Origin of the sequence: Roseateles chitinivorans (assembly GCF_002761755.1) — a bacterium.
Lineage (GTDB): Bacteria > Pseudomonadota > Gammaproteobacteria > Burkholderiales > Burkholderiaceae_C > Roseateles > Roseateles chitinivorans.
The window spans coordinates 90589-115645 of the sequence record NZ_PEOG01000005.1; the positions used below are offsets into that span (position 1 = coordinate 90589).

Genomic DNA, 25057 nt, shown 5'->3' on the forward strand with positions numbered 1-25057 from the left:
CGCGCATGAACGGATTGGCGATCGGTTTCGATTTCGAGCCGCTGCTGGAACTGCTGGCGATGGCCGCGCTGGTCGGTGCGGTGCCGCTGGTGGCCTGGCAATGGCGCCACCGCGGCGACACGGCCGCGCGGCGGCTGCGCGCGCTGACGGTGCTGGCGACCTTCCTGACCTTCGACCTGATCCTGATCGGCGCGCTGACGCGGTTGACCGATTCCGGGCTGGGCTGCCCCGACTGGCCGGGCTGCTACGGCAGCGCCTCGCCGATCGGGGCGAAGGCCGAGATCCTTGCCGCGCAGACGGCGATGCCCACCGGCCCGGTCACCCATGGCAAGGCCTGGATGGAGATGCTGCACCGCTACATGGCGGGCGGTGTCGGCTTCCTGCTGGTCGTGCTGGCGGTGTTGAGCTGGTGGGTCTGGCGGCGTGGCCGTCGCACCGGCGAGGCGACGCCGTCGCCCTGGTGGGCCACGCTGTCGCTCGCGTGGGTGCTGGTGCAGGGGCTGTTCGGCGCCTGGACGGTGACGATGAAGCTGTTTCCGGCGATCGTCACCTTGCACCTGCTGCTGGCGCTGGGGCTGCTGATGCTGCTGGCCTGGCAGGCGGAGGCCTACGCGCCCCGGCCGCTGGCCTGGCCGGTCGGTTTGCGGCGGGCAGTCCTGGCGTTCACCGGCGTGGCGATCGCGCAGGTGGCGCTGGGCGGCTGGGTCAGCACGAACTACGCGGTGCTGGCCTGCCAGGATTTCCCGACCTGCCAGGGACAATGGCTGCCGCCGACCGACTTCCAGCACGGCTTCACGCTGTGGCGGGAGCTGGGGCGCGGCGCCCACGGCGGCTGGCTGCCCTTCGAGGCGCTGACCGCCATCCACCTGGCGCATCGCGCCGGCGCGATGGTCGTGTTCGCCGCGTTGCTCGCGCTGGCCTGGGCGCTGTGGCGCCAGGGCGGCAGCGACGCGGGCGGCGAGGGCCGCCGCTGGGCGCGCCGTCTGCTGGCGGTGGGCGGATGGCAACTGGCCTCCGGCCTGTCCAACGTGGTGCTGGGCTGGCCGCTGGTGGCCGCGCTGGCCCATACCGGCGGCGCCGCGGCGCTGCTGCTGATGTGCGCGATCCTGCTGGCGCGGCTGCGTGCCGGCAGATCGTCGAATGTGATCGAGCCGGCGGCGCAGCGCGCCGGCCTCCTGACGGTGAGTTCGAAATGAGTTCCGCGACGCAGGCCGCCATGCCCTCCCGCTGGTGGCAGTTCTATCAACTGACCAAGCCCAAGGTCGTGCAGCTGATCGTGTTCTGCGCGGTCATCGGCATGGCGCTGGCGATCCCCGGGCTGCCGCAGGGGGACGAGTGGGTGCGGCTGATCGCCGGCACCGCCGGGATCTGGCTGGTGGCCGGCGCCGCGGCCGCCTTCAACTGCCTGATCGAGCAGCACATCGACGCCAAGATGAAGCGCACCGCGTGGCGTCCGACCGCGCGCGGCGAGCTGAGCCGCAACCAGACGCTGCTGTTCTCGGCCGGGCTGTGCGCGCTGGGCTCGGCCATCCTCTACCTGCTGGTGAATCCGCTGACGATGTGGCTGACCTTCGCCACCTTCGTCGGCTACGCGATCGTCTACACCGTCATCCTGAAGCCGATGACGCCGCAGAACATCGTGATCGGCGGCGCCTCCGGCGCGATGCCGCCGGTGCTGGGCTGGGCGGCGATGCGCGGCGAGCTGGGCGCCGAGGCCTGGCTGATGTGCCTGATCATCTTCCTGTGGACGCCGCCGCACTTCTGGGCGCTGGCGCTGTACCGCAGCGAGGACTACCGCAAGGCCGGCCTGCCGATGCTGCCGGTGACGCATGGCAACGCCTTCACGCGGCTGCAGATCTTCCTCTACACCTGGATCCTGTTCGCGGCGACGCTGTTGCCCTTCCTGACCGGCATGAGCGGCTGGCTCTACCTGGCCGCGGCGATCGTGCTCGGCCTGATGTTCTGCCATCACGCATTCAAGCTCTGGAAGGCCTATTCGGAGGCGCTGGCGCGCAAGACCTTCCTCTTCTCGATCCTGCATCTGTCGCTGCTCTTCGGCGCGCTGCTGCTGGATCACTACCTCAGTCCCTGGCTCGGCTGAGCCGCGGACGCGCGCGCCGGCGACCTTCTTTCGGATCGGATGTGCTGATGATCTCGCGACGTTTTCTCGGACTGGGCGCCGTCGGCGCGGTGGGCGCGGCGCTGCTGGCGGGCTGCGACAAGCTGGGCTTCTCCTCGGCGCCCAAGGCCAGCTTCCAGGGCGTGGACCTGACCGGCGCCGCCTATGCGCGCGGCTTCAGCCTGCCGGACCAGCACGGCCGCACCCGCACCCTCGAGGACTTCAAGGGCAAGGTCGTCGTCGTGTTCTTCGGCTTCACCCAATGTCCCGATGTCTGCCCGACGACCCTGGCCGAACTGGCCCAGGTGAAGAAGGCGCTGGGCGCCGATGGCGACAAGGTGCAGGGCGTGTTCATCACCGTCGATCCGGAGCGGGACAAGCCTGAGCTGCTCAAGGCCTACCTGGAGAGCTTCGATCCGGGCTTCGTCGCGCTGCGCGGCTCGCCGGAGCAGCTCAAGGAGGTGGCCAAGGAGTTCAAGGTCTACTACGCCAAGGTCCCTGGCAAGACGCCCGACAGCTACACGATGGACCACACCGCGGCGAGCTTCCTGTTCGATCCGCAGGGGCGGGTGCGGGTGTTCTCCCGTTATGGCGCCGGGGCGACCGCGCTGATGTCCGACATCAAGGCGTTGCTCGCCGGCCAGTGACGCCGGCCCCGCCATGAGAAAGGCCCCGCATCGCGGGGCCTTCTTCGTGGTGCCCACCGTCTTGCCGGCGGGCCGCCGTCAGCGGGCGTTCAGGTGCTCAGGCGGTCTCGGCGACCATCGCCTTGCGCATCTTCTTCATCGCCGCGACCTCGATCTGGCGGATGCGCTCGGCGGAGACGCCGTATTCGGCGGCCAGCTCATGCAGCGTCATGCCGCCGGAGCCGTCGTCGTTCACCTTCAGCCAGCGCTCCTCGACGATGCGGCGGCTGCGCGGATCGAGCACCTCCAGCGCCTGCTGCAGGCCGTCGCTGGCCAGGCGGTCGCGGGAGCGCGACTCGATCACCCGGGTCGGTTCCTGGGTGTCGTCCGCCAGGTAGGCGATCGGCGCGAAGGTCTCGCCGTCGTCGTCGGTCTGCGGCTCCAGGGCCACGTCGCCGCCGGACAGGCGCGTCTCCATCTCCAGCACCTCCTCGCGCTTGACGTTGAGCTCCTCGGCCACGCGGGCGATCTCGCTTTCGGTCAGGGACGCGCGCTGCTGGTTCTCGGCGCCTTCCTTCAGCGCATGCTTCATCGAGCGCAGGTTGAAGAACAGCTTGCGCTGCGCCTTGGTCGTCGCGACCTTGACCATGCGCCAGTTCTTCAGGATGTACTCGTGGATCTCGGCCTTGATCCAGTGCATCGCATACGACACCAGGCGGACGTTCTGGTCCGGGTCGAAGCGCTTGACCGCCTTCATCAGGCCGACATTGCCTTCCTGGATCAGGTCGCCCTGCGGCAGCCCGTAGCCCAGGTACTGGCGCGAGATCGACACCACCAGACGCAGGTGCGACAGCACCAGCCGGCCGGCCGCTTCCACATCGCCCTTTTCCTTCAGGCGCGTGGCGTAGTCCTTCTCTTCCTCGGCCGTCAGCAGCGGGACGCGGTTGATCGCCGTGATGTACGCATCCAGGTTCCCGAGCGATGGCACCAGGGACCAGGGATCGCGGACCTTCAATGCAAGGCTGTTGGACATGTGTTCGTTTCTCCTGTATCGGGCCGGTCCTCCGGTCCGATGGCTGGGAATATTAGCACTCATGAGCGGCGAGTGCTAAAGCTCCCGAAAACAGGTCAGTCCGGGAAGGGCTACCTGCTCAAATCAGTGTGAACCGGCCGTCTTAGGGCCGACTTAAGTCATTGATTTGCCGAAGAAACCGGCAGCTGGAAGCTGAAGGTCGAGCCTTCCTCCAGCCGGCTGTCCACGCGCAGTTCGCTGCCCATCAGCGCCAGCAGCCGCTGCGTGATGACCAGCCCGATCCCGGTGCCCTCGATGCCGCCCACCTCCCGGCCGAGGCGGTTGAAGGGCTGGAACAGCTGCGCCTTCTGGGCGTCGCTCAGACCGGGGCCGGTGTCGGAGACGCTCAGTTCGACCATCGACTCCCCCGCCCGCCGGGCGCGCAGCCAGACCTTCCCCCCGGCGTGGTTGTACTTGACCGCATTGCTCAGGAGATTGGTCAGCACCTGCTTGAGCCGGGTGGCGTCGGCGCGCAACTCGCAGGCGTCGGAGGCCAGTTCCACCTCGATCGACACCCCCAGCCGCCGCCGCTGCGACTCGACCATCGCCAGGCTGTCGGCCGCGATCGGTTCCAGGTCCAGATGCTCGATCCGCACCCGCAACTGGTCGGCGTCCAGTCGCGACAGGTCCAGCGTGTCGTCGATCATCTGCAGCAGATGCCAGCCCGACTGCTGGATCTGCGCCAGCCAGCCGCGCTGGCGCGGGCTGAGGATGGGATCGTGGTCCGCCTCGAGCAACTGCGCGAAACCCAGCATCGCGTTCAGCGGCGTGCGCAGCTCGTGGCTCATCCGCGAGAGGAACTCGTTCTTGGCGCGGTTGGCGGCGAGTTCCGCCTCATGCGTGCGCTCCAGCTCCGCCAGGCGCAACTGCTCGCCGATGTCCTCGACGATGCCCAGCAGCCGGTAGGGCTGCCCCTGGGCATCGCGCAGCAGGCTGACGGTGGCGCGCACGGTGATGAGCTGCCCCTGGGCGCCGATGTAGCGCTTGATGCGGCTGTAGCGGCCGAGTTCGCCCCGGATCAGGGCCATGCCCAGCCGGCTGTCCTCCGCCCGGTCGTCGGGGTGGGTGATCGCCATCACCGAGCGCGCCTTGAGCTGCTCGACGCTCATGCCCAGCAGCTGGCAGAAGTAGGGGTTGACCTCCTGCGGCCGCGCCTTGAGGTCGCAGGAGACCACGCCGATCGGCGCATGCTCGACGATGGTCCTGAAGCGCTCCTCGCTGTCGCGCAGCCGCAGCCGGGCTTCCTCGACGCGGCGCGCCACGCGGGCGGTCGTGCCGGTGATGGTCAGCAGCAGCAGGCCCAGCAGCGCGGTGCCGGTGAGGCCGGCGATGGCGAAGGGCAGGGCGGCACTGCCTTCCAGCGCCGGCAGGCCGGTCGGGCTGTAGACGACCAGGCGCCAGGCACGGCCGGCGAAGTCCAGTTCACGCGACTGGCTCGGCAGCGTGTCGGGCAGGCGCAGGCAGCGCGCATCGCCGGCCAGCAACGGACGTTGGCTGCCGGGCGTGGCGTCGAGCAGGCAGTAGTCGAGTTGGCCGGCGCGCGCCGGCAGGGCGCCGTGCAGCAGTGCTTCCGGACGCAGCGTGGCGAAGGCCACGCCGAGCGGACGCCGCGGACGTCCGGCCGCGTCGCGCGGCTCGGTGGAACCGCCTTCGTACAGCGCCCGGTAGACGACCACGCCCATCAGCGTCACGCCGACGTCCTGCGACAGCGGGAAGCTCTCGGTCGCCGCCGGCTGGCCGGTGGCGATGGCGCGCTCCTGCGCCGCGCGCGCCTGCGGAATGCTGCGGATGTTGGCGCCCATCGCCGGCCGGTTGCGGGCATACGGCGCGATCAGGCGGATCGGCAGCAGCAGGTCGGGATCGGGCTGCAGGTCGCCGGGCCGGCGACGCTCGAAGACGCGGTAGTTGAGGTAGCCATCGGCCTGCGCCGCGCGCTCGAACGCCGGTACCTCCTGCGGCCGCAGCAGCGGCGCCCAGCCGACCGCATGCACCGCGCCCCCGGCGCGGGCGCGCTCCGCATGGGCGCGCTCGAAGTCGGCGCGGCTGATGTGCGGGGCCACCAGCAGCAGGCTGTGGTTGGCCTCCAGCGCCGTCAGCGGCATGGACAGCGTGTCGGCCAGGCTGCTCAGCGCGCTGGTCGCCTCGAGCTCGAAGGCCTGGCGGCGGCGACCCTCCTCGTTGTCGGCGACCTGCCGCGTGGCGCCGAACAGCAGCGCGCAGGCGATGACCAGCGGCAGCGCCACGCTGAGCCGGCGTGGCGCCCAGTGCCGGCGGGGCAGGCCGAACAGCGCCAGCGACACCGGCGCGCCGATCAGCACGCCGATCGCATCGCCGATCCACCAGGCCAGCCAGTGCGACGCGACCTGCGACGGCCCGATCGCGCCGCTGCCCCACAGCGCCGCGACGCCGACGGTCGGGCCGACGAGGCAGGCGACGCCGGCGGTCGCGGCGAGGAAGCGCAGCAGCTCGGCGGGCTCGCACAGCGGTGGATGGGGTCCGGTCCAGCGCCGGGCCAGCACCGCGCCGAGCCAGGCCTGCAGTGCGCCGCCGATGCCGACCAGCAAGGGCTGCAGGAGGGCGAGATGGCCGCGTTCCACGCCGATGGCGAGGCTGACGGCCGCGCCGCCCAGCGCGATGCCGGGCAGCACCGGTCGCCCCCAGCGCAGCACCGCCGCGACCGCGAGACCCGCGGCGGGATAGATCGGCGAGACGAAGTCCGGCGGCAGGATCAGCCGCAGCGCCAGCACGCCCAGGACGGCATAGGCCAGCGCCACGGCGGCATTCAGCACCGCGAGGCGTGCCAGCGAGCGTCCCGGCGGCGGATCCTCCGGCGCATGACGACCGGGAGCGGCGACGACGTTCGTGGAAGAAGGCGCTTCGGTCATGGGCACCAGCGTAGCGCCGCTGTGCGCATGGCGACACGAAGATTTGCCCTGCCCCGGAAGCCTGTCACGCGAATCCGGCGCGCCGGATCAAGGCTCGGCCGTGACGGTGGCAACGGGGCGCCTGTGATCGGTACCCGGCTGCATCGATGAATCCGCAGCAGGGAGCCGGCGAACCTGGCCCGGCAATTGATCCAACGCAATCGCTCCGGGCGGGCCCGGTCCTACGCTGAGCCGATCAGAGTGCTGACTGTGCCGAGGAGGCTGCGATGGCGATGAACGTGGGAACGACGGAGCGCTTGCTGCGCGTGGGCGTGGGCGCCGCCCTGATCCTGGCCGCGGGCCTGGGGTGGGTCGGGCTGTGGGGCTTCATCGGCCTGGTGCCGCTGCTGACCGGCCTGGCGGGGTACTGCCCGGTCTATTCGATCTTCCGGCGCGGCACATGAGCGCGCCGGCCCCCCTGAGCCTGCGCTTCCTGGGCGCCGCTGGCACGGTCACCGGCTCTCGCTACCTGGTGCAGTACCGGGAGCGACGGCTGCTGGTCGACTGCGGCCTGTTCCAGGGGCTGAAGCAACTGCGACTGCGCAACTGGGCGCCGTTCCCGGTGCCGCCCGGCACCATCGACGCGGTGGTGCTCACACACGCCCACCTCGATCACAGCGGCTACCTGCCGCGGCTGGTCGAGGAGGGATTCCGCGGCGTCGTGCATGTCACGCCCGGCACCGGCGACCTGCTGCCCATCCTGCTCCGCGACGCCGGCCGGTTGCAGGAAGAGGATGCGCGGTACGCCAACCGGCATGGCTTCAGCAAACATTCGCCGGCGTTGCCGCTCTACACCGAAGCCCAGGCGATGCGCGCCCTGGAGCGGGTGCGGCCTCGTCCCTTCGACCGCGTGTTCGAGCCGCTGCCCGGCCTCATGGCGAAGTTCAGCCACGCCGGGCACATCGTCGGCGCGGCCAGCCTGCATCTGGCGACCGAGGCCGGGTCCATCACCTTCTCGGGCGACCTGGGGCGAACTGACGATCCCGTCATGCGTCCGCCGGCCTGCGCCGAGCAGGCAGACCTCATCGTCGTCGAGTCCACCTACGGCAATCGCCGCCATGCGACCGCGCCGACCGATGGCGAACTGGCCGAGGTCATCTCGCGCACCGCCGCGCGTGGCGGCACGACGCTGATCCCCGCGTTCGCCGTGGGGCGGGCGCAGGCGGTGTTGCACGCCCTGCTGCGGCTCAAGGCGGCGGGCCGCATTCCGGACTTGCCGATCTACCTCAACAGCCCGATGGCGATACAGGCCGGTCGTCTGCTGGAGCCGCACGCCGATGAACTTCGCCTGAGCGAGCCCGAGCGCCGCGACCTCGCGGAGAAGGTCCGCTACATCCGCACGGAAGAGGAATCGCGCGCGCTGAATGCCCCCGCATTCCCGTCGATCATCGTCGCGGCCAGCGGCATGGCGACGGGTGGCCGCGTGCTGCACCACCTCAAGGCGCTGGCTCCGCATCCGGAGCATGCGATCGTCTTTGTCGGTCACCAGGCCGCCGGCACGCGCGGCGCCAGCCTCGTCGCCGGCGCGGACGCGGTGCGCCTGCACGGCCAATGGGTCCCGGTGCGTGCGCAGGTGTGTGCCATCGAGGGCATGTCCTCGCATGCGGACCAGGCGCAGTTGCTCGACTGGCTGTCCACCCTGCAGCGCCGGCCGGCGCATGTGTTCGTCACCCACGGCGAGCCGGAATCCTCCGACGCGCTGCGTCAGGCGATCGAGGAGCGCTTCGGTTGGTCCGCCTCCGTCCCGGAGCACCTCGACACCGTGGCCTGGCCGCCGGCGCTTTGACCGGCAGGCCGGGCCGCAGCCGCTTTCCCTCACCCACAAGGAGTTCCCATGCGCACCATGAAAGCCGCCGTGGTCCACGCCTTCCGCGAGCCGCTCACCATCGAGGACGTGCCCGTGCCCGAAGTGCGGCCCGGCCAGATCCTCGTCAAGCTCGCCGCCTGCGGCGTCTGCCACACCGACCTGCATGCCGCCGACGGCGACTGGCCGGTCCGACCGCGCCTGCCTTTCATTCCGGGGCATGAGGGCGTCGGCACTGTGGCCGCCGTCGGCGCGGGGGTCAAGCACGTCCGCGAGGGTGACCGTGTCGGCGTGCCATGGCTGCACACGGCCTGCGGCCATTGCGAACATTGCCTCACGGGCTGGGAGACGCTCTGCGACCACCAGCAGATGACCGGCTACAGCGTCAACGGCGGTTTTGCCGAGTACGTCCTTGCGGATCCCAACTACGTCGGCCACCTGCCGGCCGAGGGCTCGTTCGAGGCGCTCGCGCCGATCCTGTGCGCGGGCCTGACGGTCTACAAGGGATTGAAGGTCCTCGAGGCGCGGCCCGGCCAGTGGGTGGCCATCGTGGGGGCGGGGGGCCTGGGTCATCTGGCCATCCAGTACGCCCGCGCGATGGGCTTTCATGTGGCTGCGGTGGATGTGGACGCGACCAAGCTGGGCCTGGCCGCGGCGCTGGGGGCCGAACTCTGCGTCAACGCTGTGGACGACGACCCCGCCGCCGTGCTGCAGCGGGAGCTCGACGGCGTGCACGGGGCGCTGGTGACGGCCGTGTCGCGGCAGTCGTTCAGCCAGTCCCTGGCGATGCTGCGCAAGCGCGGCACGATGTCGATGGTGGGGCTGCCGCCGGGCGACTTCGGGCTGCCGATCTTCGATGTCGTGCTCAATGCGAAGACGGTGCGCGGTTCCATCGTCGGCACGCGCCAGGACCTCAACGAGGCGCTGCAGTTCGCCGCGGAGAAGAAGGTCCATGCCGAGACGACGCCGCATGCGCTGGAAGACGTCAACGTCATCTTCGACGCGCTCAGACGCGGCCGCATCGAGGGTCGCGCCGTCCTGACCTTCGACTGACCCGCGGCCCGGACCTCGCCGAGGAGCACGACATGACCTACAGAACCGTGATGGTGGGCCTGGATGGCGCGCCGACCTGCGCCGCGCGCACCGAGGTGGCGATCCACCTGGCCCAGGACTTCGATGCCCACCTGATCGGTGTGGCGCCCACCGGCATGGTGGACCTGCCAGCGGCGCCCGGCGCGGCGGCGCTGCTCGGCGATTACGCGGCGTCCGCCTGGCCGCTGCTGATCGAGAAGGCGGAGGAGGCGGCCGGCGAGTTCCGCGCACGCTGCGAGGCCGCGGGCCTGCCGTCGTTCGAGGCCCTCGTCGACGAGGGCCCGGTGGCGGCTTCGCTGGCCGGCCGCGCCCATTGCACCGACCTGCTGGTGATGAGCCAGCCCGATCCCGCGCAGGCCGGCCATCGGTACGAGTTGTCGACGCTGGAGCAGGTGCTGCTGCATGGCGCGCGGCCCACCTTGCTGGTGCCCTATACCCATCACGGACCGCTGCGCATGCGGCGCATGCTCATCGGCTGGGACGAGAGCCGCGAAGCGGTGCGCGCGATGACCGATGCGCTGCCCCTGCTCCGCCGGGCGCAACAGGTGACGCTCGCCCACTGGCGGCACGATCCCGACAGCGGTCGTGTGCTGCAGCGGCTGCACAGCGTGCACCAGTGGCTGGCCTTCCACGGCGTGGAGGCCCAGCCGCAGGATCTGGTCACCTCGCTGCCGATCGGGGAAGCCATGCTGTCCGCCGCCTGCGACCTGGACACCGACCTCATCGTGATGGGGGCCTACAGCCATCCCCGCTGGTCGGAGTTCCTGTTCGGCGGTACCTCGAGGACCCTGCTCGGCGCAATGACGGTGCCGGTGCTGATGTCGCATTGAGTGGTGTCGCATTGAGGCACGGAGATCGCGACGCGGTCCCGCGCCGGTCCGCCGCTCAGTGCGACATCAGCAGCGGCACCGGCGAGGTCTCCAGCATGAAACGCGTGGTCCGGCCGATCCAGGGCGCGCGCCAGGTCTCCTGGCCGTAGGCGCCCATGACGACGAGTGTCGGCTCGAGCAGTTCCGCCAGGCGCAGGAGCTGGCGTTCAGGCCGCGTCGTGAGCATGACCGAGCGGTTCTCCGCCGTGACGCCTTGCCGGCGCAGCCAGTCGCGCACCGGCGGCCACCAATCCGCTGGTCCGGTGCGGGCGGCTTCCAGGCAGATCAGCTGCATCACCTGCACCTTGCCTGCACGGCGGAGCAGGGGCAGCGCATCGGCCACCGCCCGGGCGCAGGCACCGCTGCCATCCCAGCCGATCAACACGTTCCCGACAGACAGCGGCTCGCTCCTCGTCGAGGGGAGGATCAGCACCGGGCGAGCGGCCAGGCGGAGCACCACCTCGAGATCGTCGAAGGTGAGCGGCCCTCCCCGCGAGCTCGCCACCGGCTGCGTGACGACCAGCACGTCCGCGGCGTGACTGGCCAGCACGAGGGCCGCCGAGGTCTGCCCGGCGTAGGGCGCTACATCGCCGCAGCGGACGCCCGTGGCGTCGCATCGCGCGCGGAAGCGCTCGCTCATGGTGGCGTGATCGACCGACCAGGCGTCCATGGACGCTCTCCAGCGCAGCGATGAGGGCGTGCCGGCCTCGATGCCGGGCGAACGCGCACTGGCGCTCACGCCCGTCACGCCGGCGTCGAACCACCGGGCCAGCAGCAGCGCGGCGTCGATGCATCGCTCCGCCGCGATGCCGAGGTCGACGTGCACCGCGATGGACCGCCATCCTCCGGCGTCCGCGTTCATGGCGCGTGACTGGGTTCCTTGACGATCATCACGGGCACCGGCGACAGCCGCGCCACCAGCTCCGCATCGCTGCCGAGCAGCGCACGGCTGACGCCGCGGCGACCATGGGATCCGATCATGACGAGGCCGGCATGCTCCCGCACGGCGCGCTCCACGATCGCTTCCGCCGTGCGGCGTCCGCCGGCGTCCAGGATCGTGCGCTGCGCGGGCAGACCGGCCTTCGCCAGCTGTTGACCGGCCTGCGACAGGATCGCCTCGGCCGCGGCGCGTTGCGACGCGCGCGACGCTTCGAGCATCGCGGCGTCCGAGAACTCCACGTTGAGCGGCAGGTCGTACATCACGTAGACCAGTTCCAGCTCGGTGGGCTGTCCGCGCAGCAGCTCGGTGGCGGCTGCCAGCGCAGCGTTCGCGGGTGGGCTGCCGTCATAGGCGAGAAGCACTTTGCGATACATGGTCGACCTCCGTGAAGGACGCGTTGAAGGACCTGCGGCCGAAGGCTTGACCGCATCCGGCTGCCGACCGGCTGCCGACCGAGGGAGCGGCTTGCGGACGCCGGCTTGACGCGGACCATTCTGGTGAGGCGTTCGCTGCGCCACTTGCGCTTGCGCAATCCGGCATCGGACGCCCTGGTTCAGGGACATGCGCGGCGATCGTTGATGCATGTCAACCGGCCTGCTTGTGCACAAAAACAGGTGGTCCTAATGTTGGCCCGCGCGCCTCAAGGGCGCCGTGGTCTGCGATGCGCGAGGTGCCCTTTGGCGGGCGCTGGGTCGTCGGGCCAACCAAGGAGCGACGTGATGACGACGACAGGGACCGCCGGCTTGCAGGAAGGCGACGCGGCGCGCTGCACTGGGATGGACCTGCTGCGCTGGAGCGGCATGCCGGTCGAGGAAGCGACTTCGTTGCGGGACGTGAGTTTCCCGGTGAAGTGGTTGTCTGCGGGGCAGCCGCTGGTGGTGGAGGGGGCGCCGCTGGAGAGCCTGTATTTCGTGCGCTCGGGCACGCTGAAGGTGTTCCAGACCGAGCGCGACGGCTATGAGCAGGTCCATGCCTTCGCGCTCAAGGGCGACATCCTTGCGCTCGACGGCCTGCACGACGAGCGCCATGCCACGGCCGCGACGGCGCTCGAGCCGTCCTCCGTGGCCGTGCTGCCGCTGCGGGAGTGGCAACGGGCCACCCGCGAGCATCCCTTGCTGGCGCGCCTGCAGGCGCGCGCGGCCAGCCTGGAATTGGCCCGGCGCGGCGCGACCTTGCACAACATGGCGGCGGTCGCGGCGGAGGTGCGACTGGCGCGGTTCCTGCTCCAGCTCTCGGCGCGGCAAGCGCTGCTCGAATTTCCGCCGCGCAAGCTGCGGCTGCGCATGAGTCGGCGTGACATCGCGAGCCTGCTGGGCGTGTCGCACGAGTCGGTCAGCCGCTCGCTGGGCATCCTGGCGACGGAGGGCCTGATCCGGGTGAACCACAGGGAGGTGGACCTCGTGGACGAGGGTGGTTTGGTCGCGCGCCAGACGACGACCCGTCCGGAGCGCGATGCGCCTCGCCTGACGGCGTGAAGGGCAAGGGCGGGGACGCTGGCTTTGCGTCAGTCTCGGGTCACGAGGAAGAAGACATACAGACGGCTGAGCAGCCCCAGCACGGCCAGCAACGCCAAGGCCGTCACCACGATCGCGCGCCAGCTCATCGGGCCGTCCCCTCGGCGGCGGGAGCGTCCTTCTCCGGCGGGCCGACGAGCAGGACCGGCAGGGGACTGTCGCGCAGCACCACCAGCGCATCGCTGCCCACCAGCATGCGCGACAGGCCGCGCCGCCCATGGGTGCCCATGACGATCAGGTCGCATCCCAGCTCGCGGGCCTGCCGGACGATCTCCGCGCCGGCGTGGGCGTCGAGCGATTCCTTCAGCACGATGGCGACGGGGAGATGCGCGTCCTGGACCTCGAGGGCTGCGGCAGCGAGGAGGTCGTTGGCGGCTTCGCGCCGGGGCGCCAGCTCAAGTTCCAGCTGTCCGGTGAGGCCGGCATAGCCGAAGAACGGGTAGACATCGAGGACGTGCAGCAGGGTGATGTGGGCGTTGAGCGGCCCTGCCAGAGCGATGGCCTCGCGCAGGCCTCTTGCGGCGGTCGCGCTGCCGTCCAGGGGAACCAGGAGAGAGCGGTACATCCGTGACTCCCCGGTTCAGTCGGACGAGGCTTCCGACGGCGGCCGGCGCACCAGCATCACCGGCACCGGGCTCTCGCGCACCACCAGTTCCGCATCACTGCCCAGCACCAGGCGCGACATGCCGCGCCGCCCGTGCGTGCCCATGACGATGAGGTCGCAGGCGGTCCGCGTGGCCTCGGCGACGATCGTGTCGGCGACGCGGCCCCCGATCAGCTCCTTGAGCACCGCCTCGCTGGCGACGCCGGCATCGAGCGCCCACAGACTGGCGTCGCCCAACAGCCTGTCGCCGTCCTTGAGCATCTGGCGCCGCGTTTCGTCGAAGGCGACGGCGGAGGTCGTTTCCAGCACGGCCGGCTGTTCATTGACGACGTGCAGCAACACCAGCGTGGCCTGCAGGCCAGCGGCGAGGCGGATCGCCTCTTCCAGGCCCCTGTTGGCAGTGACGCTGCCGTCGATGGGCACAAGGATTCTCTTGTACATGGCGGACTCCCGCGGCCCAGGAACGGAGGCCCACGCCGGGCCGCCGGCGGTGAGCCTCCTCATTCTGGAGAGCGGGGCGCCGTCGCCGATTGAGCAAACGCAGGTGTTGGCGTTGACCTGCCCGGCGTTGATCAGCGTCGATCGGGCGTCGGTTCGTCGGGTCGGCGTCCGGTCAGACGTTGAACAGGAAGTTCAGCACGTCGCCATCCTTGACCACGTACTCCTTGCCTTCCGCGCGCATCTTGCCCGCGTCCTTGGCGCCCTGTTCGCCCTTGAACTGGATGTAGTCGTCGAAGCCGATCGTCTGCGCGCGGATGAAGCCGCGCTCGAAGTCGGTGTGGATCACGCCCGCGGCCTGCGGCGCGGTGTCCCCGACATGGATGGTCCAGGCACGCACTTCCTTCACGCCGGCGGTGAAGTAGGTCTGCAGGCCCAGCAGCTTGAAACCCGCACGGATCAGGCGGTTCAGGCCCGGCTCGTCCTGGCCCATCTCAGCCAGGAACAGCGCGCGGTCCTCGTCCTCCATCTCGGACAGCTCGGCCTCGGTCTTGGCGCAGATCGCCACCACCGGACCGTTCTGCGCCGCCGCGTACTCCTTGAGGCGATCGAGGAAGGGGTTGTTCTCGAAACCGTCCTCCGCCACGTTGCCGACGAACATCGCCGGCTTGGCGGTGATCAGGCACAGCGGCTTGAGCACCGCCAGCTCTTCCTTGCTGAAGTCGATCGTGCGCACCGGCTTGCCTTCGTTCAGCGCCGCCTCGCACTTCTTGAGCACCTCCACCAGGCGCGCCGCGTCCTTGTCGCCGCCGGCCTTGGCCAGCTTCTGCGCGCGCTGCAGGCCCTTCTCCACCGTGCCGAGGTCCGCCAGGCACAGCTCGGTCTGGATCACCTCGATGTCCGAGATCGGATCGACCTTGCCGTTGACGTGGATCACGTTGGGATCCTCGAAGCAGCGCACCACGTTGACGATCGCGTCGGTCTCGCGGATGTGCGACAGGAACTGGTTGCCCAGGCCCTCGCCCTTGGACGCGCCGGCGACCAGGCCGGCGATGTCCACGAACTCGACGATCGCCGGCACGATGCGCTCGGGCTTGACGATCTCGGCCAGCTTCTGCAGGCGCGGGTCCGGCAGCTCGACGATGCCGACGTTGGGCTCGATCGTGCAGAAGGGATAGTTCTCGGCGGCGATGCCGGCCTTGGTCAGCGCGTTGAAGAGGGTGGACTTGCCGACGTTGGGCAGGCCCACGATGCCGCATTTGAGGCTCATGGTTGGCTTTCGGGGGAAATGCTGTGTTCGGGCCTGCGGCGACGCGCGCGGGCGAAACCGGCATTTTAGTCAAGCCGCCAATCCGCAGCCGACGCCCGCTCAGCCGTTGCCGGCGACCGGCGCCGTCCCGCTGCCTACAATCCCGGCCCATGGAAAAGTTCGACGTCCTGGTTCGCGGCAGTGGCTGCGTCGGCCGCAGCCTGGCGCTGGCGCTGGGCGCCCGCGGCCTGCGCGTGGCGCTGCTGGCCCGGCCCACCGCCCCGCGGTCCTCCGCCGACGTCCGGGCCTACGCGCTGAATGCCGCGTCGGTCGCGCTGCTCAGCCGGCTGCGCGTCTGGGAAGGCCTGGCCGAGGACGCCCGCACCCCCATCCACGACATGCGCATCCACGGCGACCGCGTCGGCGCCGAGCTGCATTTCAGCGCCTGGCAACAGGGCGCCGGCGAACTCGCCCACATCGTCGATGCGGCCGCGCTCGAGGACCAGCTCGATGCCGCGCTGCGCTTCGCTCCGCATGTCCAGCGCGTCACCGAGGCCGTGCCCGCCACGCTCCAGGCGCTGTGCGAAGGTCGCGACACCGGTGCCGCCGAGGAATTCGGCGTCCACTACGAGCGCCACGACTACGGCCACCTGGGCGTCGCCGCCCGGCTGGTCGCCAGCAAGCCGCACCAGGGCCAGGCCTGGCAGTGGTTCCGCTCGCCGGACGTGCTGGCGCTGCTGCCCTTCGACCGGCCCGAACCGGGCCACGGCTACGGCCTGGTCTGGTCGCTGCCCAAGGACGAGGCCCGTCGCCTGCTCGCCGCGGGTCCGGCCGAATTCGAATCCGCGCTGCTGGCAGCCACCGGCGGCGCCGCGGGCACGCTCCGGCTCGCCGGCGAGCGCCAGGCCTGGCCGCTGCAGCTGTGCCGCGCCGACCGCCTGTGCGGGCCGGGCTGGGTGCTGCTCGGCGATGCCGCCCACCTCGTCCACCCGCTCGCCGGCCAGGGCCTGAATCTCGGCCTGGCCGATGTCGAGGCCCTGGTCGACGTGATCGCCCGGCGCGAGTCCTGGCGTAGCCTGGGCGACGAAAAGCTGCTGCGCCGCTACGCCCGCGCCCGCGTCGCGCCGACCTGGGCCATGGGCGAACTCACCGATGGCCTGCTGCGCGGCTTCGCCAGCCAGGCGCCGGTGATCGCCCGGCTCCGCAACGAGGGGCTGCGCCTGGTCGACCGCGCCGGCCCGCTCAAGAAGTGGCTCACCGCCCGCGCGCTCGGCCATTGACACGCCGCGCGCCGCCTCCCGACCGTCTTCGAAAGTCCCGCATGAAGTTCATGACCCGCCCGATCTCCCGCCAGTCGCTGGCACTGGCCGCCGCGCTCGCGGTGCTCGGCCTGTCCGGCTGCTCCGCCCAGGCCAACGAGGACACCATCCGCAAGAACCTGGCCGCGATGATGCCCAAGGAGATCAAGATCGACGAGGTCCGTCCCAGCCCGATCGCCGGGCTGTGGGAGGTGCGCATCGGCAACGAGATCCGCTACAGCGATGCGAGCGGCCAGTACCTGATCGAGGGCGACATCCTCGACCTCAAGAACCGTCGCAACGTGACGCAGGAACGGCTGGAGAAGCTCTCGTCGGTCGATTTCGCCTCGCTGCCGCTCAAGGACGCGATCGTCTGGAAGAAGGGCGACGGCAAGCGTCGCATCGCCGTCTTCGCCGACCCGAACTGCGGCTACTGCAAGCGCTTCGAGAAGTCGCTGCAGGAGATGGACAACATCACCGTCTACACCTTCGTGATCCCGATCCTGGGCGGCGACTCGCCCGAGAAGTCGCGTGCCGCCTGGTGCGCCAAGGACAACACGCTGGCCTGGCGCAACTGGATGATCGACGGCTACGCGTTGCCCAAGCTCGAGTCCGCCTGCGACGCTGCCGCGATCGATCGCAACCTGGCGCTGAGCCAGAAGATCCGCGTGACCGGCACGCCGGCGATCCTCTTCGAGGACGGCACCCGCGCGCCGGGGGCGCTCAGCCCGCAGCAGCTCGAGAAGCGCCTGCAGGCCGTCCAGGCCCCGGACAAGACCCCGAAGAAATCCTGATCCGATGAACGACCGCACCGCCCACTCCGCCCCGGCCCACGCCGGCTCGGCCGCCGTCAACCCGATCGCCCTGCGGCTGGGCTACGCGGGGCTCATTCCCTTCGTCCTGGGCGCGGCGCTGGTCTGGCTGGTGCGCGCGGACGCCCATCCCTATGTCACCGACGGCCTGTCGCGCTACGCGGCCATCGTGATCAGCTTCCTCGGTGCGATCCATTGGGGCCTGGGCTTCCGCCAGACCATCCCGTCGCCCGCGCCCTTCATCTGGGGCGTGGTGCCGGCGCTGCTGGCCTGGATCGCCTCGACAATGCCGCCCTATGCCGGGCTGGTGATCGAGGGCTTCCTGCTGATCGGCTGCTATGTCGCCGACCGCAAGCTCTATCCGTCGCTGGGGGCGTCGGCCTGGCTGACGCTGCGCTTCCGGCTGAGCGCGATCGCCGCGCTGAGCTGCTTCATCGCCGCGCAGGGCACCTGAAAACCCTGACCGGCGCCTGAACGAGAACCGCCCAGCCGCGCACCGCGGCGGGTCCAGGCTTGGTAGGCTGTTCCCATGACCGCAAGCCCCACGATCCATTACCGCATCGCCGTTGCCGACCCGCATGCGCATCGCTTCGAGGTCACCCTGACCGTGCCGGCGCCCGAGCCGCGCCAGGCGCTGAGCCTGCCGGTCTGGATTCCGGGCAGCTATCTGGTGCGGGAGTTCTCCCGCCACCTCGGTGCCGTCAGCGCGCGGCAGGGCAACCGGGAGGTCCTCGTCACGCAGACCGCGAAGAACCGCTGGGAATTCGAGTGCGGCGGCCGTGGCGCGCTGGTCGTCAGCTATCCGGTGTACGCCTTCGACACTTCGGTGCGCGCCGCCTTCCTGGACGCGCAACGGGGCTTCTTCAACCCGACCAGCCTGTGCCTGCGGGCGCACGGCAAGGACCATCTGCCGCATCGCGTCGAGCTGACCGGCCTGCCGGCGGGCTGGGAGGTGGCGACGGCGATGGCCTCGGTCGAGGGCGCGCCGCTGCAGTTCGAGGCCGCCGACTACGACGAACTGGCCGACCACCCCTTCGAGCTGGGCCCGTTCTGGCGCGGCGAGTTCGTCGCCGGCGGCGTGCCACATGAGTTCGTCGTCGCCGGCGCGCTGCCGGTCTTCGATGGCGAGCGGCTGCTGCGCGACGCGCAGAAGCTCTGCGAAGCCCAGATCGCCTTCTGGCACTGCGGCAAGGGCAAGCCGCCGATGTCGCGCTATGTCTTCCTGCTCAACTGCACCGACGACGGCTACGGCGGCCTGGAGCACCGTGCCAGCACCGCGCTGATCGCGTCGCGGCGCGACCTGCCGCGGCTGGGCCAGGCCGAGGTGTCCGAGGGCTACGCCAAGCTGCTGGGCCTGATCAGCCACGAGTACTTCCACACCTGGAACGTCAAGCGGCTGCGGCCGGACGTGTTCGAGCGCTACGACTACGAGCAGGAGAACTACACCGAGCTGCTGTGGTTCTTCGAGGGCTTCACCTCCTACTACGACGACCTGTTCCTGGTGCGTTGCGGCCTGATCGACGAGGCCCGCTACCTGAAGCTGATCGCGCAGACCTTCACCCAGGTGCTGGGCGCGCCGGGCCGCAAGCATCACAGCGTGGCGCGCTCCAGCTTCGAGGCCTGGACCAAGTACTACCGCCAGGACGAGAACACGCCCAATGCGGTGGTCAGCTATTACGCCAAGGGCGCGATGGTGGCGCTGGCGCTGGACCTGTCGCTGCGTGGCGCGGAGAAATGCGACAAGCCGGTGTCGCTGGACGACCTGATGCGCGGCCTGTGGAAGGACACCGGCGGTGGTCCGGTCGACGAGGCCCGCATCCTGCGCAAGCTCGCCGACCTGGGCGGCGAAGCGAGCGCGCAGACCTTGTCGACCTGGGTGCATGGCACCGACGACCTGCCGCTGCCGCAGCTGCTCGAGCGCATGGGCGTGCGCTGGTGCCTGGAGAAACCGACGCTGGCGCAACGCCTGGGGCTGCGAGTGTCGGAAAGCGACGGCGTCGTGATGGTCAAGCATGTGCTGCTGGACAGTGCGGCGCTGGCCGCCGGCCTGAGCGCTGGCGATGAGATCGTCGCCTCCAACGGCTGGCGGGTGCGCAAGCTCGATGACCTGCCGCTGACGCTGAACCATGTCGATCCGCAGCGCCTGGAGCTGCTGGTGACCCGCGACCAGCGCATGTTGTCGCTCGCCCTGACGCTGCCGACACAGGAGAGCGCCGCGCGGCCGGTCTGCCTGGGCCTGCTGGACAAGGCGCCGGCGCGCGCGCAAAGCCTGCGGCGTGCATGGCTGGGCGGCTGAACGCCGCCCCTGGCGGCGCCGGCAGAGGTCCGCGTCCGCGCCGCGGCGCCGTCGCGCTGGGCGGGCTGACCGCGGCCGTGCTGGTCGTCCACCTCTGGCTGCTGAGCGGGGCCCGCGAGCTCCATGAGCACTGGATGCCGGACACGCCGGAGCCGGACCGGATCGAGGCGGTCTTCGTCCGCGAGCTGAAGCCGGCCGCGCCGCCGCCGCCGGCCGCCCCCGAGAAGGCTGGTCCCCCCGGCACGCCGCGGCGGATCCTTCCGGCCATCCCGTCGCTGGGCGAGGGCCCCGCGCCGCTGCCGCCCGATCCCGTTGCCAGCGAGCCGCCGGCGGAGTTGCAGGCGCTGGCGATGCCGCCGGCCCTGGCGGTCTCCGATGCCGTCGGCGAGTGGACGCCCGGCATCGAATGGCCGCTCTCGACCGAGCTCGACTACCGGCTGACCGGCGACTACCGCGGCGCGGTCTACGGCGACGCGCGCGTGCAGTGGCTGCGCGACGGATCGCATTACCAGGTCCATCTCGAGGCGTGGATCGGCCCGAGGATCGCGCCGCTGATGTCGCGCCGGCTGAGCAGCGACGGCGAGATCACCCCGCTGGGCCTGGTGCCGCGGCGCTTCGACGAGGTCACTGGCGGACTGGCCGGCGGCAACCGCCACCAGACGCTGCGCTTCGAGGACGGCGGGGTGCGCCTGGCCGATGGCCGCCGCGAGCCGATGCCCGATGGCACGCAGGACGCGGCCAGCCAGTTCGTGCAGTTCACTTGGCTGTTCCTCACCGGCCGGCAGGTGGCGCAGGGCGACCAGTTGATCCAGCAGTCGCTGGCGCTGCCGCGCCATCTGCACCTGTGGCGCTACCGGGTGACCGAGCTGGAAGAGGTCGCGACACCGCTGGGCCCGATACCGGCCTGGCATGTCGACTCGGACATGGATGACACCCGCGGGGACATGCAGGCCGAGTTCTGGCTGGCGCCGTCGCTGCAGTACCTGCCGGTGCGGGTGCGGCTCTGGCAGAACCGCGCGAAGGACCCGCGCACGCACATCGACCTGGTGCTGAAGGCGCCACCGAAGCAGGCGCTGGCACCCGCTCCGGCCTCGGCGCCGGCCGCGAGCGCCGCGGCGGAGGCAGCCTCCACGGCGGGGCGGTGAAGGCCGGACGGGTCATGCCACCAGCCACCGCCGAGGGCGAAGACCCCCTCTATAGTTGCCGCCATTCCAGCTGAAGGAGACCTCCCATGATCCAAGCCCTGACCGGCGTCACGTTCGAGAACATCCTGGTCGAGGTGGCCGGCGCCGGCGACCGCAAGACCGGCGTGATCCGGCTCCATCGCCCCAAGCAGCTGAATGCCTTGAGCGACCCGCTGATGGACGAACTGGGCCGTGCGCTGCTGGCCTTCGACGCGGACGAGGGCATCGGCTGCATCGTGCTGACCGGCAGCGAGCGCGCATTCGCCGCCGGTGCGGACATCCCGACGATGGCGCCTCACACCTTCATGTCGGCGTTCAAGAGCGGGCTGATCTCGAAGAACTGGGAGACCATCCTGCAGGTGCGCAAGCCGGTGATCGGCGCGGTGGCGGGCTTCGCCCTGGGCGGCGGCTGCGAGCTGGCGATGATGTGCGACTTCATCATCGCGGCGGACACGGCCCGATTCGGCCAGCCGGAGATCAAGCTGGGCATCATTCCCGGCGCCGGCGGCACGCAGCGCCTGCCGCGCGCCGTCAGCAAGAGCAAGGCGATGGACATGCTGCTGACCGCCCGCATGATGGACGCGGCCGAGGCGGAGCGCGCCGGGCTGGTCTCGCGCGTCGTGCCGGCCGAGCAGCTGATGGCCGAGGCGCTGACCGCGGCCGAGACCATCAACGGCTTCAGCGGCCCGTCGACGATGCTGATCAAGGAACTGGTGAACCTGGCCTACCAGGGCCCGCTGACCGATGGCGTCGCGATCGAGCGGCGCTACTTCCATGCGCTGTTCGGCAGCGACGATCAGCGCGAAGGCATGGAGGCCTTCCTCGCCAAGCGCCCACCGGCGTTCAAGCACAGCTGAGCGGCCTGCGGTCGGGGCAGGTCTCCCCCATTGCCTGCCCCGATTGAAACAATCCTTGATCCCGATCGGTGTACGGTTCGCACACCAACGCAGGATTGTTGACGATCCATGAATGGATCTTTCCAGAATACCTAGTGTTTCCCCTGAGGAGCGGCGCCTAGAGTTCAGCCCATGGACGACGCGGAGTGCGGAGTCCGGTGCAACGAACCGAGAGGAACCGCCATGAACACGCTCACCAAGACCGCCCTGATCGCCGCCGCTTTCCTGAGCGCCAGCGCCACCTTCGCCGCCGAACCGGTCGAGAAGACCCGTGCCGAAGTCATCGCCGAACTGCAGGCCGCCCGCGACTCCGGCGAGGTCGCCGCGCTGAGCGCCGAGCAGGCGGGCGTGGGCTCGCTGAGCAACGGCATCAACGCCCCGAGCGCCACCCAGATCGCCGCGAAGAAGGCCGCCGACAAGGTCGCCGCCAAGAAGGGCGCTTCGAACGAAGGCAACGCCGCCAAGTAAGGCGCAGCGCTTCCCCCTCGACACTGCCGGGCGCACCGGCCGGCCCGGGGGGAGGCCAAAGGAAAAGGGACACCTCGCGGTGTCCCTTTCTGCTTTTGGGGCTCTCCCCTTGGCGCTCAGCCCTCGCGCCTTCTTCTCCCTCGCCCGCTTGCGGGAGAGGGAAGGGTGAGGGCCAGCGGCCGTCCGCCTTCGCTCAGCCTTCGCGGCGCAGCGCCGGGAACAGGATCACGTCGCGGATCGACGGGCTGTCGGTGATCAGCATCATCAGGCGGTCGATGCCGATGCCGCAGCCGCCGGTCGGGGGCATGCCGTACTCGAGCGCGCGGATGAAGTCGGCGTCGAAGAACATCGCCTCCTCATCGCCCGCGTCCTTGTTGGCGACCTGCGCCTGGAAGCGCGCGGCCTGGTCCTCGGCGTCGTTCAGCTCCGAGAAGCCATTGGCGTACTCGCGGCCGGTGATGAAGAGCTCGAAGCGCTCGGTGATCGTCGGGTCCGCATCCGAGGCGCGCGCCAGCGGCGAGACCTCGACCGGGTAGTCGACGATGAAAGTCGGTGCCCAGAGCTTTTCCTCGACGGCCGCCTCGAACAGGCCGAACTGCAGCGCCGACAGGCCCCAGTGCTTGGGCGCTTCCTCGCCCAGCGCCTTGAGCCTGGCGCGCAGCACCTCGGCGTCGTCGGCCTCGGCCTCGGTCACGCCGGCATGCACGATCAGCGACTGGCGCACCGACAGCCGCGCGAACGGCTGCTCCAGGTCCACCGGCTTGCCGGCGTAGCTGACGACGGCGCTTCCGGTGGCCGCGCGGGCGGCGTGGCGGATCACTTCCTCGGTGAAGCTCATGACCTCCTGGTGGGTCCAGTAGGCCGCGTAGAACTCCATCATCGTGAACTCGGGGTTGTGCCGGACGCTGATCCCCTCGTTGCGGAAGTTGCGGTTGATCTCGAACACCCGCTCGAAACCGCCCACCACCAGGCGCTTCAGGTAGAGCTCCGGCGCGATGCGCAGGTACATCTCCTGGTCCAGCGCGTTGTGGTGGGTGATGAAGGGCTTGGCATTGGCGCCGCCCGGGATCGGATGCAGCATCGGCGTCTCGACTTCCAGGAAGCCGTTCTCCACCATGTACGAGCGGATCGACGACACCGCCTTGGAGCGCGCCACGAAGCGGTCGCGGGCCTTGCCGTCGGAGATCAGGTCGGCATAGCGCTGGCGGTACTTCTGCTCCTGGTCGGCCATGCCGTGGAACTTGTCCGGCAGCGGACGCAGCGACTTGGTCAGCAGGCGCAGCGTCGTCACCTTGACCGACAGCTCGCCGGTGCGGGTGCGGAAGAGCGTGCCCTCGGCGCCCAGGATGTCGCCCAGGTCGAAGTGCTTGAAGTCGTTGTAGACCTCCTCGCCCAGTGCGTCCCTGGACAGGAACAGCTGGATCGCGCCGGTGGCGTCCTGCAGCGTGGCGAAGGAGGCCTTGCCCATGATGCGCTTGAGCATCATCCGGCCGGCCACCGTCACGGCGACGGCTTGCGGCTCGAGCGTCTCGTTGTCGAGCTCGCCGTACTGCGCCTGCAGCGGCTGCGCGCGGTGCTGGGGCTTGAAGTCGTTCGGGAAGGCCGCGACGCCCTTGGCCTGTGCCTTCTCGCGGATCGCGGCGAGTTTCTCGCGGCGTTCGGCGATCAGCTTGTTGTCGTCTTGCGCGGGCGCCGCTTGGTCGGCGCCGGTGTGGGGGGCTTGGGGCTGGCTCATCGTGGACCTGGAAAAAGCTGGGCGCGATTTTAGGCTCTTAAAATCGCGCGCCATGCCTCAGTTCCCCATCCTGGACCGTCCCGTCCGTGTCGCCCTCGTCGGTTGCGGCCGCATCTCGAAGAACCACGTCGAGGCGCTGACCCGCCACGCCGGTCGCGCCGAACTGGTCGCCGTCTGCGACACCCGCCCCGAGGCCGTCCAGGCCGCGCTGGTCCAGACCGGGCTGGCGCCGGAGCGCGGCTTCGCCTCCCTGGACGCGCTGCTGGCGGGCTCCGACGCCGACCTGGTCGTGCTGGCCACGCCCAGCGGGCTGCACGCCCAGCAGGCGATCGCCTGCGCCCAGGCCGGCCGCCACGTGCTCAGCGAAAAGCCGATGGCGACCAAGTTCGAGGAGGGCCAGGCGATGGTCCGGGCCTGCCGCGACGCCGGGGTGAAGCTGTTCGTCGTCAAGCAGAACCGCCTCAATGCGACGGTGCAGCTGGTCAAGCAGGCGCTGGACCAGGGCCGCTTCGGCCGGATCTTCATGAGCACGGTGAACGTGTTCTGGACCCGCCCGCAGAGCTACTACGACGCCGCCCGCTGGCGCGGCCGCTGGGACATGGACGGCGGCGCCTTCATGAACCAGGCCAGCCACTACGTCGACCTGCTGGACTGGCTGGTCGGCCCGGTGGACAACGTCCACGCCTACACCGCGACGCTGGACCGCGACATCGAGGCCGAGGACACCGGCGTGCTGGCGCTGCGCCTGCGCCACGGCGGCCTGGCCAGCATCAACGTGACGATGCTGACCTACCCGCAGAACCTGGAAGGCTCGATCACCATCCTGGGCGAGAAGGGCACCGTCAAGATCGGCGGCACCGCGGTCAACAAGATCGAGCACTGGGCCTTCGACACGCCGCATCCCGACGACGAGCGGGTGAAGAACGCCAGCTACGAGACCACCAGCGTCTACGGCTTCGGCCATGCCGCCTACTACGACAACGTCATCCAGACGCTGCGCGGCGAGGCGCAGGCGCAGGTCGACGGCTACGAGGGCCTGCGCTCGCTGGAGCTGCTGATCGCCGCCTACCGCAGCGCCCGCGACGGCCAGCGCGTCGGCCTGCCGCTGGTGTTCTGA

General features: G+C 70.2%; 24 protein-coding genes. 16 read left to right on the forward strand and 8 right to left on the reverse strand.

The genetic code is table 11. The features are described from left to right. The first annotated feature begins 5 nt into the window (after positions 1–5). The 3 genes from CS062_RS00870 to CS062_RS00880 are packed head-to-tail and all read left to right on the forward strand — an operon-like array spanning position 6 to position 2766. Positions 6–1196, forward strand: a complete 1191-nt coding sequence (locus CS062_RS00870; RefSeq protein WP_099859589.1) for a COX15/CtaA family protein — start codon at positions 6–8, stop codon at positions 1194–1196. Next, the gene (cyoE, locus tag CS062_RS00875) at positions 1193–2101 is read left to right on the forward strand and encodes a heme o synthase (RefSeq protein ID WP_091726838.1); all 909 of its coding nucleotides are present in this window, start codon (positions 1193–1195) and stop codon (positions 2099–2101) included. The genes CS062_RS00870 and cyoE overlap by 4 nt, the downstream gene beginning before the upstream one ends. 47 nt (positions 2102–2148) lie before the next feature. Continuing rightward, a complete protein-coding gene (locus CS062_RS00880; protein ID WP_099859590.1) occupies positions 2149–2766 on the forward strand; it encodes an SCO family protein in 618 nt (205 codons plus the stop codon). A gap of 97 nt (positions 2767–2863) precedes the next feature. On the opposite strand, the gene rpoH is transcribed toward CS062_RS00880, so the two are convergent. After that, positions 2864–3778 carry an RNA polymerase sigma factor RpoH gene (rpoH, locus tag CS062_RS00885; protein WP_099859591.1) on the reverse strand — a complete coding sequence of 305 codons (915 nt, stop codon included), beginning with the start codon at positions 3776–3778 and terminating at the stop codon, positions 2864–2866. 158 nt (positions 3779–3936) lie between these two features. Further along, positions 3937–6702 carry a CHASE domain-containing protein gene (locus CS062_RS00890; RefSeq protein WP_099859592.1) on the reverse strand — a complete coding sequence of 922 codons (2766 nt, stop codon included), beginning with the start codon at positions 6700–6702 and terminating at the stop codon, positions 3937–3939. A gap of 266 nt (positions 6703–6968) precedes the next feature. On the opposite strand from CS062_RS00890, the gene CS062_RS00895 reads away from it, so the two are divergent. The 4 genes from CS062_RS00895 to CS062_RS00910 are packed head-to-tail and all read left to right on the forward strand — an operon-like array spanning position 6969 to position 10467. Next, entirely contained in the window at positions 6969–7145 is a 177-nt protein-coding gene (locus CS062_RS00895) for a YgaP family membrane protein (RefSeq protein WP_099859593.1), read from the forward strand. A gap of 14 nt (positions 7146–7159) precedes the next feature. Next, positions 7160–8527: an MBL fold metallo-hydrolase RNA specificity domain-containing protein gene (locus CS062_RS00900; RefSeq protein WP_099859676.1), complete on the forward strand. Its 1368-nt coding sequence runs from the start codon at positions 7160–7162 to the stop codon at positions 8525–8527. A gap of 48 nt (positions 8528–8575) precedes the next feature. Continuing rightward, a complete protein-coding gene (locus CS062_RS00905) occupies positions 8576–9598 on the forward strand; it encodes a zinc-dependent alcohol dehydrogenase (RefSeq protein WP_099859594.1) in 1023 nt (340 codons plus the stop codon). Between the two features lie 32 nt (positions 9599–9630). Continuing rightward, positions 9631–10467 carry a universal stress protein gene (locus CS062_RS00910; protein WP_099859595.1) on the forward strand — a complete coding sequence of 279 codons (837 nt, stop codon included), beginning with the start codon at positions 9631–9633 and terminating at the stop codon, positions 10465–10467. Between the two features lie 55 nt (positions 10468–10522). On the opposite strand, the gene CS062_RS00915 is transcribed toward CS062_RS00910, so the two are convergent. Both CS062_RS00915 and CS062_RS00920 read right to left on the reverse strand, forming a co-directional pair. After that, positions 10523–11368 carry a universal stress protein gene (locus CS062_RS00915; RefSeq protein ID WP_099859596.1) on the reverse strand — a complete coding sequence of 282 codons (846 nt, stop codon included), beginning with the start codon at positions 11366–11368 and terminating at the stop codon, positions 10523–10525. Next, positions 11365–11820, reverse strand: coding sequence for a universal stress protein (locus CS062_RS00920; protein ID WP_158238630.1), 456 nt, complete (start codon positions 11818–11820; stop codon positions 11365–11367). Before CS062_RS00920 ends, CS062_RS00915 begins: the two co-directional genes overlap by 4 nt. 345 nt (positions 11821–12165) lie before the next feature. On the opposite strand from CS062_RS00920, the gene CS062_RS00925 reads away from it, so the two are divergent. Beyond that, complete coding sequence (locus CS062_RS00925; protein ID WP_158238631.1) at positions 12166–12921, forward strand: Crp/Fnr family transcriptional regulator; 756 nt, start codon at positions 12166–12168, stop codon at positions 12919–12921. Between the two features lie 124 nt (positions 12922–13045). On the opposite strand, the gene CS062_RS00930 is transcribed toward CS062_RS00925, so the two are convergent. From CS062_RS00930 to ychF, 3 genes are all read right to left on the reverse strand, one after another. Next, positions 13046–13525, reverse strand: coding sequence for a universal stress protein (locus tag CS062_RS00930; protein ID WP_099859599.1), 480 nt, complete (start codon positions 13523–13525; stop codon positions 13046–13048). Between the two features lie 15 nt (positions 13526–13540). Continuing rightward, a complete protein-coding gene (locus CS062_RS00935) occupies positions 13541–14005 on the reverse strand; it encodes a universal stress protein (protein WP_099859600.1) in 465 nt (154 codons plus the stop codon). Positions 14006–14177: 172 nt separating this feature from the next. Then, positions 14178–15272 carry a redox-regulated ATPase YchF gene (ychF, locus tag CS062_RS00940; RefSeq protein ID WP_099859601.1) on the reverse strand — a complete coding sequence of 365 codons (1095 nt, stop codon included), beginning with the start codon at positions 15270–15272 and terminating at the stop codon, positions 14178–14180. A 149-nt stretch (positions 15273–15421) separates the two neighbouring features. On the opposite strand from ychF, the gene CS062_RS00945 reads away from it, so the two are divergent. From CS062_RS00945 to CS062_RS00975, 7 genes are all read left to right on the forward strand, one after another. After that, positions 15422–16531, forward strand: coding sequence for an FAD-dependent monooxygenase (locus tag CS062_RS00945; RefSeq protein ID WP_099859602.1), 1110 nt, complete (start codon positions 15422–15424; stop codon positions 16529–16531). 41 nt (positions 16532–16572) lie between these two features. Continuing rightward, the gene (locus CS062_RS00950) at positions 16573–17343 is read left to right on the forward strand and encodes a DsbC family protein (protein WP_099859603.1); all 771 of its coding nucleotides are present in this window, start codon (positions 16573–16575) and stop codon (positions 17341–17343) included. 4 nt (positions 17344–17347) lie between these two features. Beyond that, on the forward strand, positions 17348–17815 hold the full coding sequence (locus CS062_RS00955) for a DUF3429 domain-containing protein (RefSeq protein WP_099859604.1): 468 nt from the start codon (positions 17348–17350) through the stop codon (positions 17813–17815). Between the two features lie 75 nt (positions 17816–17890). Continuing rightward, on the forward strand, positions 17891–19657 hold the full coding sequence (locus CS062_RS00960) for a M61 family metallopeptidase (RefSeq protein WP_099859605.1): 1767 nt from the start codon (positions 17891–17893) through the stop codon (positions 19655–19657). Next, positions 19642–20802: a DUF3108 domain-containing protein gene (locus CS062_RS00965; RefSeq protein ID WP_099859606.1), complete on the forward strand. Its 1161-nt coding sequence runs from the start codon at positions 19642–19644 to the stop codon at positions 20800–20802. The genes CS062_RS00960 and CS062_RS00965 overlap by 16 nt, the downstream gene beginning before the upstream one ends. A gap of 86 nt (positions 20803–20888) precedes the next feature. After that, complete coding sequence (locus CS062_RS00970) at positions 20889–21698, forward strand: enoyl-CoA hydratase (RefSeq protein WP_099859607.1); 810 nt, start codon at positions 20889–20891, stop codon at positions 21696–21698. Positions 21699–21920: 222 nt separating this feature from the next. Next, complete coding sequence (locus tag CS062_RS00975) at positions 21921–22205, forward strand: DUF4148 domain-containing protein (protein WP_158238632.1); 285 nt, start codon at positions 21921–21923, stop codon at positions 22203–22205. 193 nt (positions 22206–22398) lie between these two features. Here the strand turns inward: CS062_RS00975 and lysS are convergent, their stop codons facing one another. Next, complete coding sequence (gene lysS, locus CS062_RS00980) at positions 22399–23940, reverse strand: lysine--tRNA ligase (protein WP_099859609.1); 1542 nt, start codon at positions 23938–23940, stop codon at positions 22399–22401. Between the two features lie 52 nt (positions 23941–23992). Here lysS and CS062_RS00985 point away from each other — a divergent pair, with 52 nt between their 5' ends. Further along, positions 23993–25057: a Gfo/Idh/MocA family protein gene (locus tag CS062_RS00985; RefSeq protein WP_099859610.1), complete on the forward strand. Its 1065-nt coding sequence runs from the start codon at positions 23993–23995 to the stop codon at positions 25055–25057.

What these genes read in the sequence shown, in the direction of transcription:
- CS062_RS00880 (WP_099859590.1), top strand. Translation starts at nt 2,149, where the DNA reads ATGATCTCGCGACGTTTTCTCGGACTGGGCGCCGTCGGCGCGGTGGGC.
- CS062_RS00870 (WP_099859589.1), top strand. Translation starts at nt 6, where the DNA reads ATGAACGGATTGGCGATCGGTTTCGATTTCGAGCCGCTGCTGGAACTG.
- CS062_RS00920 (WP_158238630.1), bottom strand. Translation starts at nt 11,820, where the DNA reads ATGTATCGCAAAGTGCTTCTCGCCTATGACGGCAGCCCACCCGCGAAC.
- CS062_RS00915 (WP_099859596.1), bottom strand. Translation starts at nt 11,368, where the DNA reads ATGAACGCGGACGCCGGAGGATGGCGGTCCATCGCGGTGCACGTCGAC.
- CS062_RS00895 (WP_099859593.1), top strand. Translation starts at nt 6,969, where the DNA reads ATGGCGATGAACGTGGGAACGACGGAGCGCTTGCTGCGCGTGGGCGTG.
- CS062_RS00955 (WP_099859604.1), top strand. Translation starts at nt 17,348, where the DNA reads ATGAACGACCGCACCGCCCACTCCGCCCCGGCCCACGCCGGCTCGGCC.
- CS062_RS00910 (WP_099859595.1), top strand. Translation starts at nt 9,631, where the DNA reads ATGACCTACAGAACCGTGATGGTGGGCCTGGATGGCGCGCCGACCTGC.
- CS062_RS00945 (WP_099859602.1), top strand. Translation starts at nt 15,422, where the DNA reads ATGGAAAAGTTCGACGTCCTGGTTCGCGGCAGTGGCTGCGTCGGCCGC.
- rpoH (WP_099859591.1), bottom strand. Translation starts at nt 3,778, where the DNA reads ATGTCCAACAGCCTTGCATTGAAGGTCCGCGATCCCTGGTCCCTGGTG.
- CS062_RS00935 (WP_099859600.1), bottom strand. Translation starts at nt 14,005, where the DNA reads ATGTACAAGAGAATCCTTGTGCCCATCGACGGCAGCGTCACTGCCAAC.
- cyoE (WP_091726838.1), top strand. Translation starts at nt 1,193, where the DNA reads ATGAGTTCCGCGACGCAGGCCGCCATGCCCTCCCGCTGGTGGCAGTTC.
- CS062_RS00960 (WP_099859605.1), top strand. Translation starts at nt 17,891, where the DNA reads ATGACCGCAAGCCCCACGATCCATTACCGCATCGCCGTTGCCGACCCG.
- CS062_RS00890 (WP_099859592.1), bottom strand. Translation starts at nt 6,702, where the DNA reads ATGACCGAAGCGCCTTCTTCCACGAACGTCGTCGCCGCTCCCGGTCGT.
- CS062_RS00975 (WP_158238632.1), top strand. Translation starts at nt 21,921, where the DNA reads ATGAACACGCTCACCAAGACCGCCCTGATCGCCGCCGCTTTCCTGAGC.
- CS062_RS00925 (WP_158238631.1), top strand. Translation starts at nt 12,166, where the DNA reads ATGACGACGACAGGGACCGCCGGCTTGCAGGAAGGCGACGCGGCGCGC.
- ychF (WP_099859601.1), bottom strand. Translation starts at nt 15,272, where the DNA reads ATGAGCCTCAAATGCGGCATCGTGGGCCTGCCCAACGTCGGCAAGTCC.
- CS062_RS00950 (WP_099859603.1), top strand. Translation starts at nt 16,573, where the DNA reads ATGAAGTTCATGACCCGCCCGATCTCCCGCCAGTCGCTGGCACTGGCC.
- CS062_RS00930 (WP_099859599.1), bottom strand. Translation starts at nt 13,525, where the DNA reads ATGTACCGCTCTCTCCTGGTTCCCCTGGACGGCAGCGCGACCGCCGCA.
- CS062_RS00905 (WP_099859594.1), top strand. Translation starts at nt 8,576, where the DNA reads ATGCGCACCATGAAAGCCGCCGTGGTCCACGCCTTCCGCGAGCCGCTC.
- CS062_RS00970 (WP_099859607.1), top strand. Translation starts at nt 20,889, where the DNA reads ATGATCCAAGCCCTGACCGGCGTCACGTTCGAGAACATCCTGGTCGAG.
- lysS (WP_099859609.1), bottom strand. Translation starts at nt 23,940, where the DNA reads ATGAGCCAGCCCCAAGCCCCCCACACCGGCGCCGACCAAGCGGCGCCC.
- CS062_RS00985 (WP_099859610.1), top strand. Translation starts at nt 23,993, where the DNA reads ATGCCTCAGTTCCCCATCCTGGACCGTCCCGTCCGTGTCGCCCTCGTC.
- CS062_RS00965 (WP_099859606.1), top strand. Translation starts at nt 19,642, where the DNA reads ATGGCTGGGCGGCTGAACGCCGCCCCTGGCGGCGCCGGCAGAGGTCCG.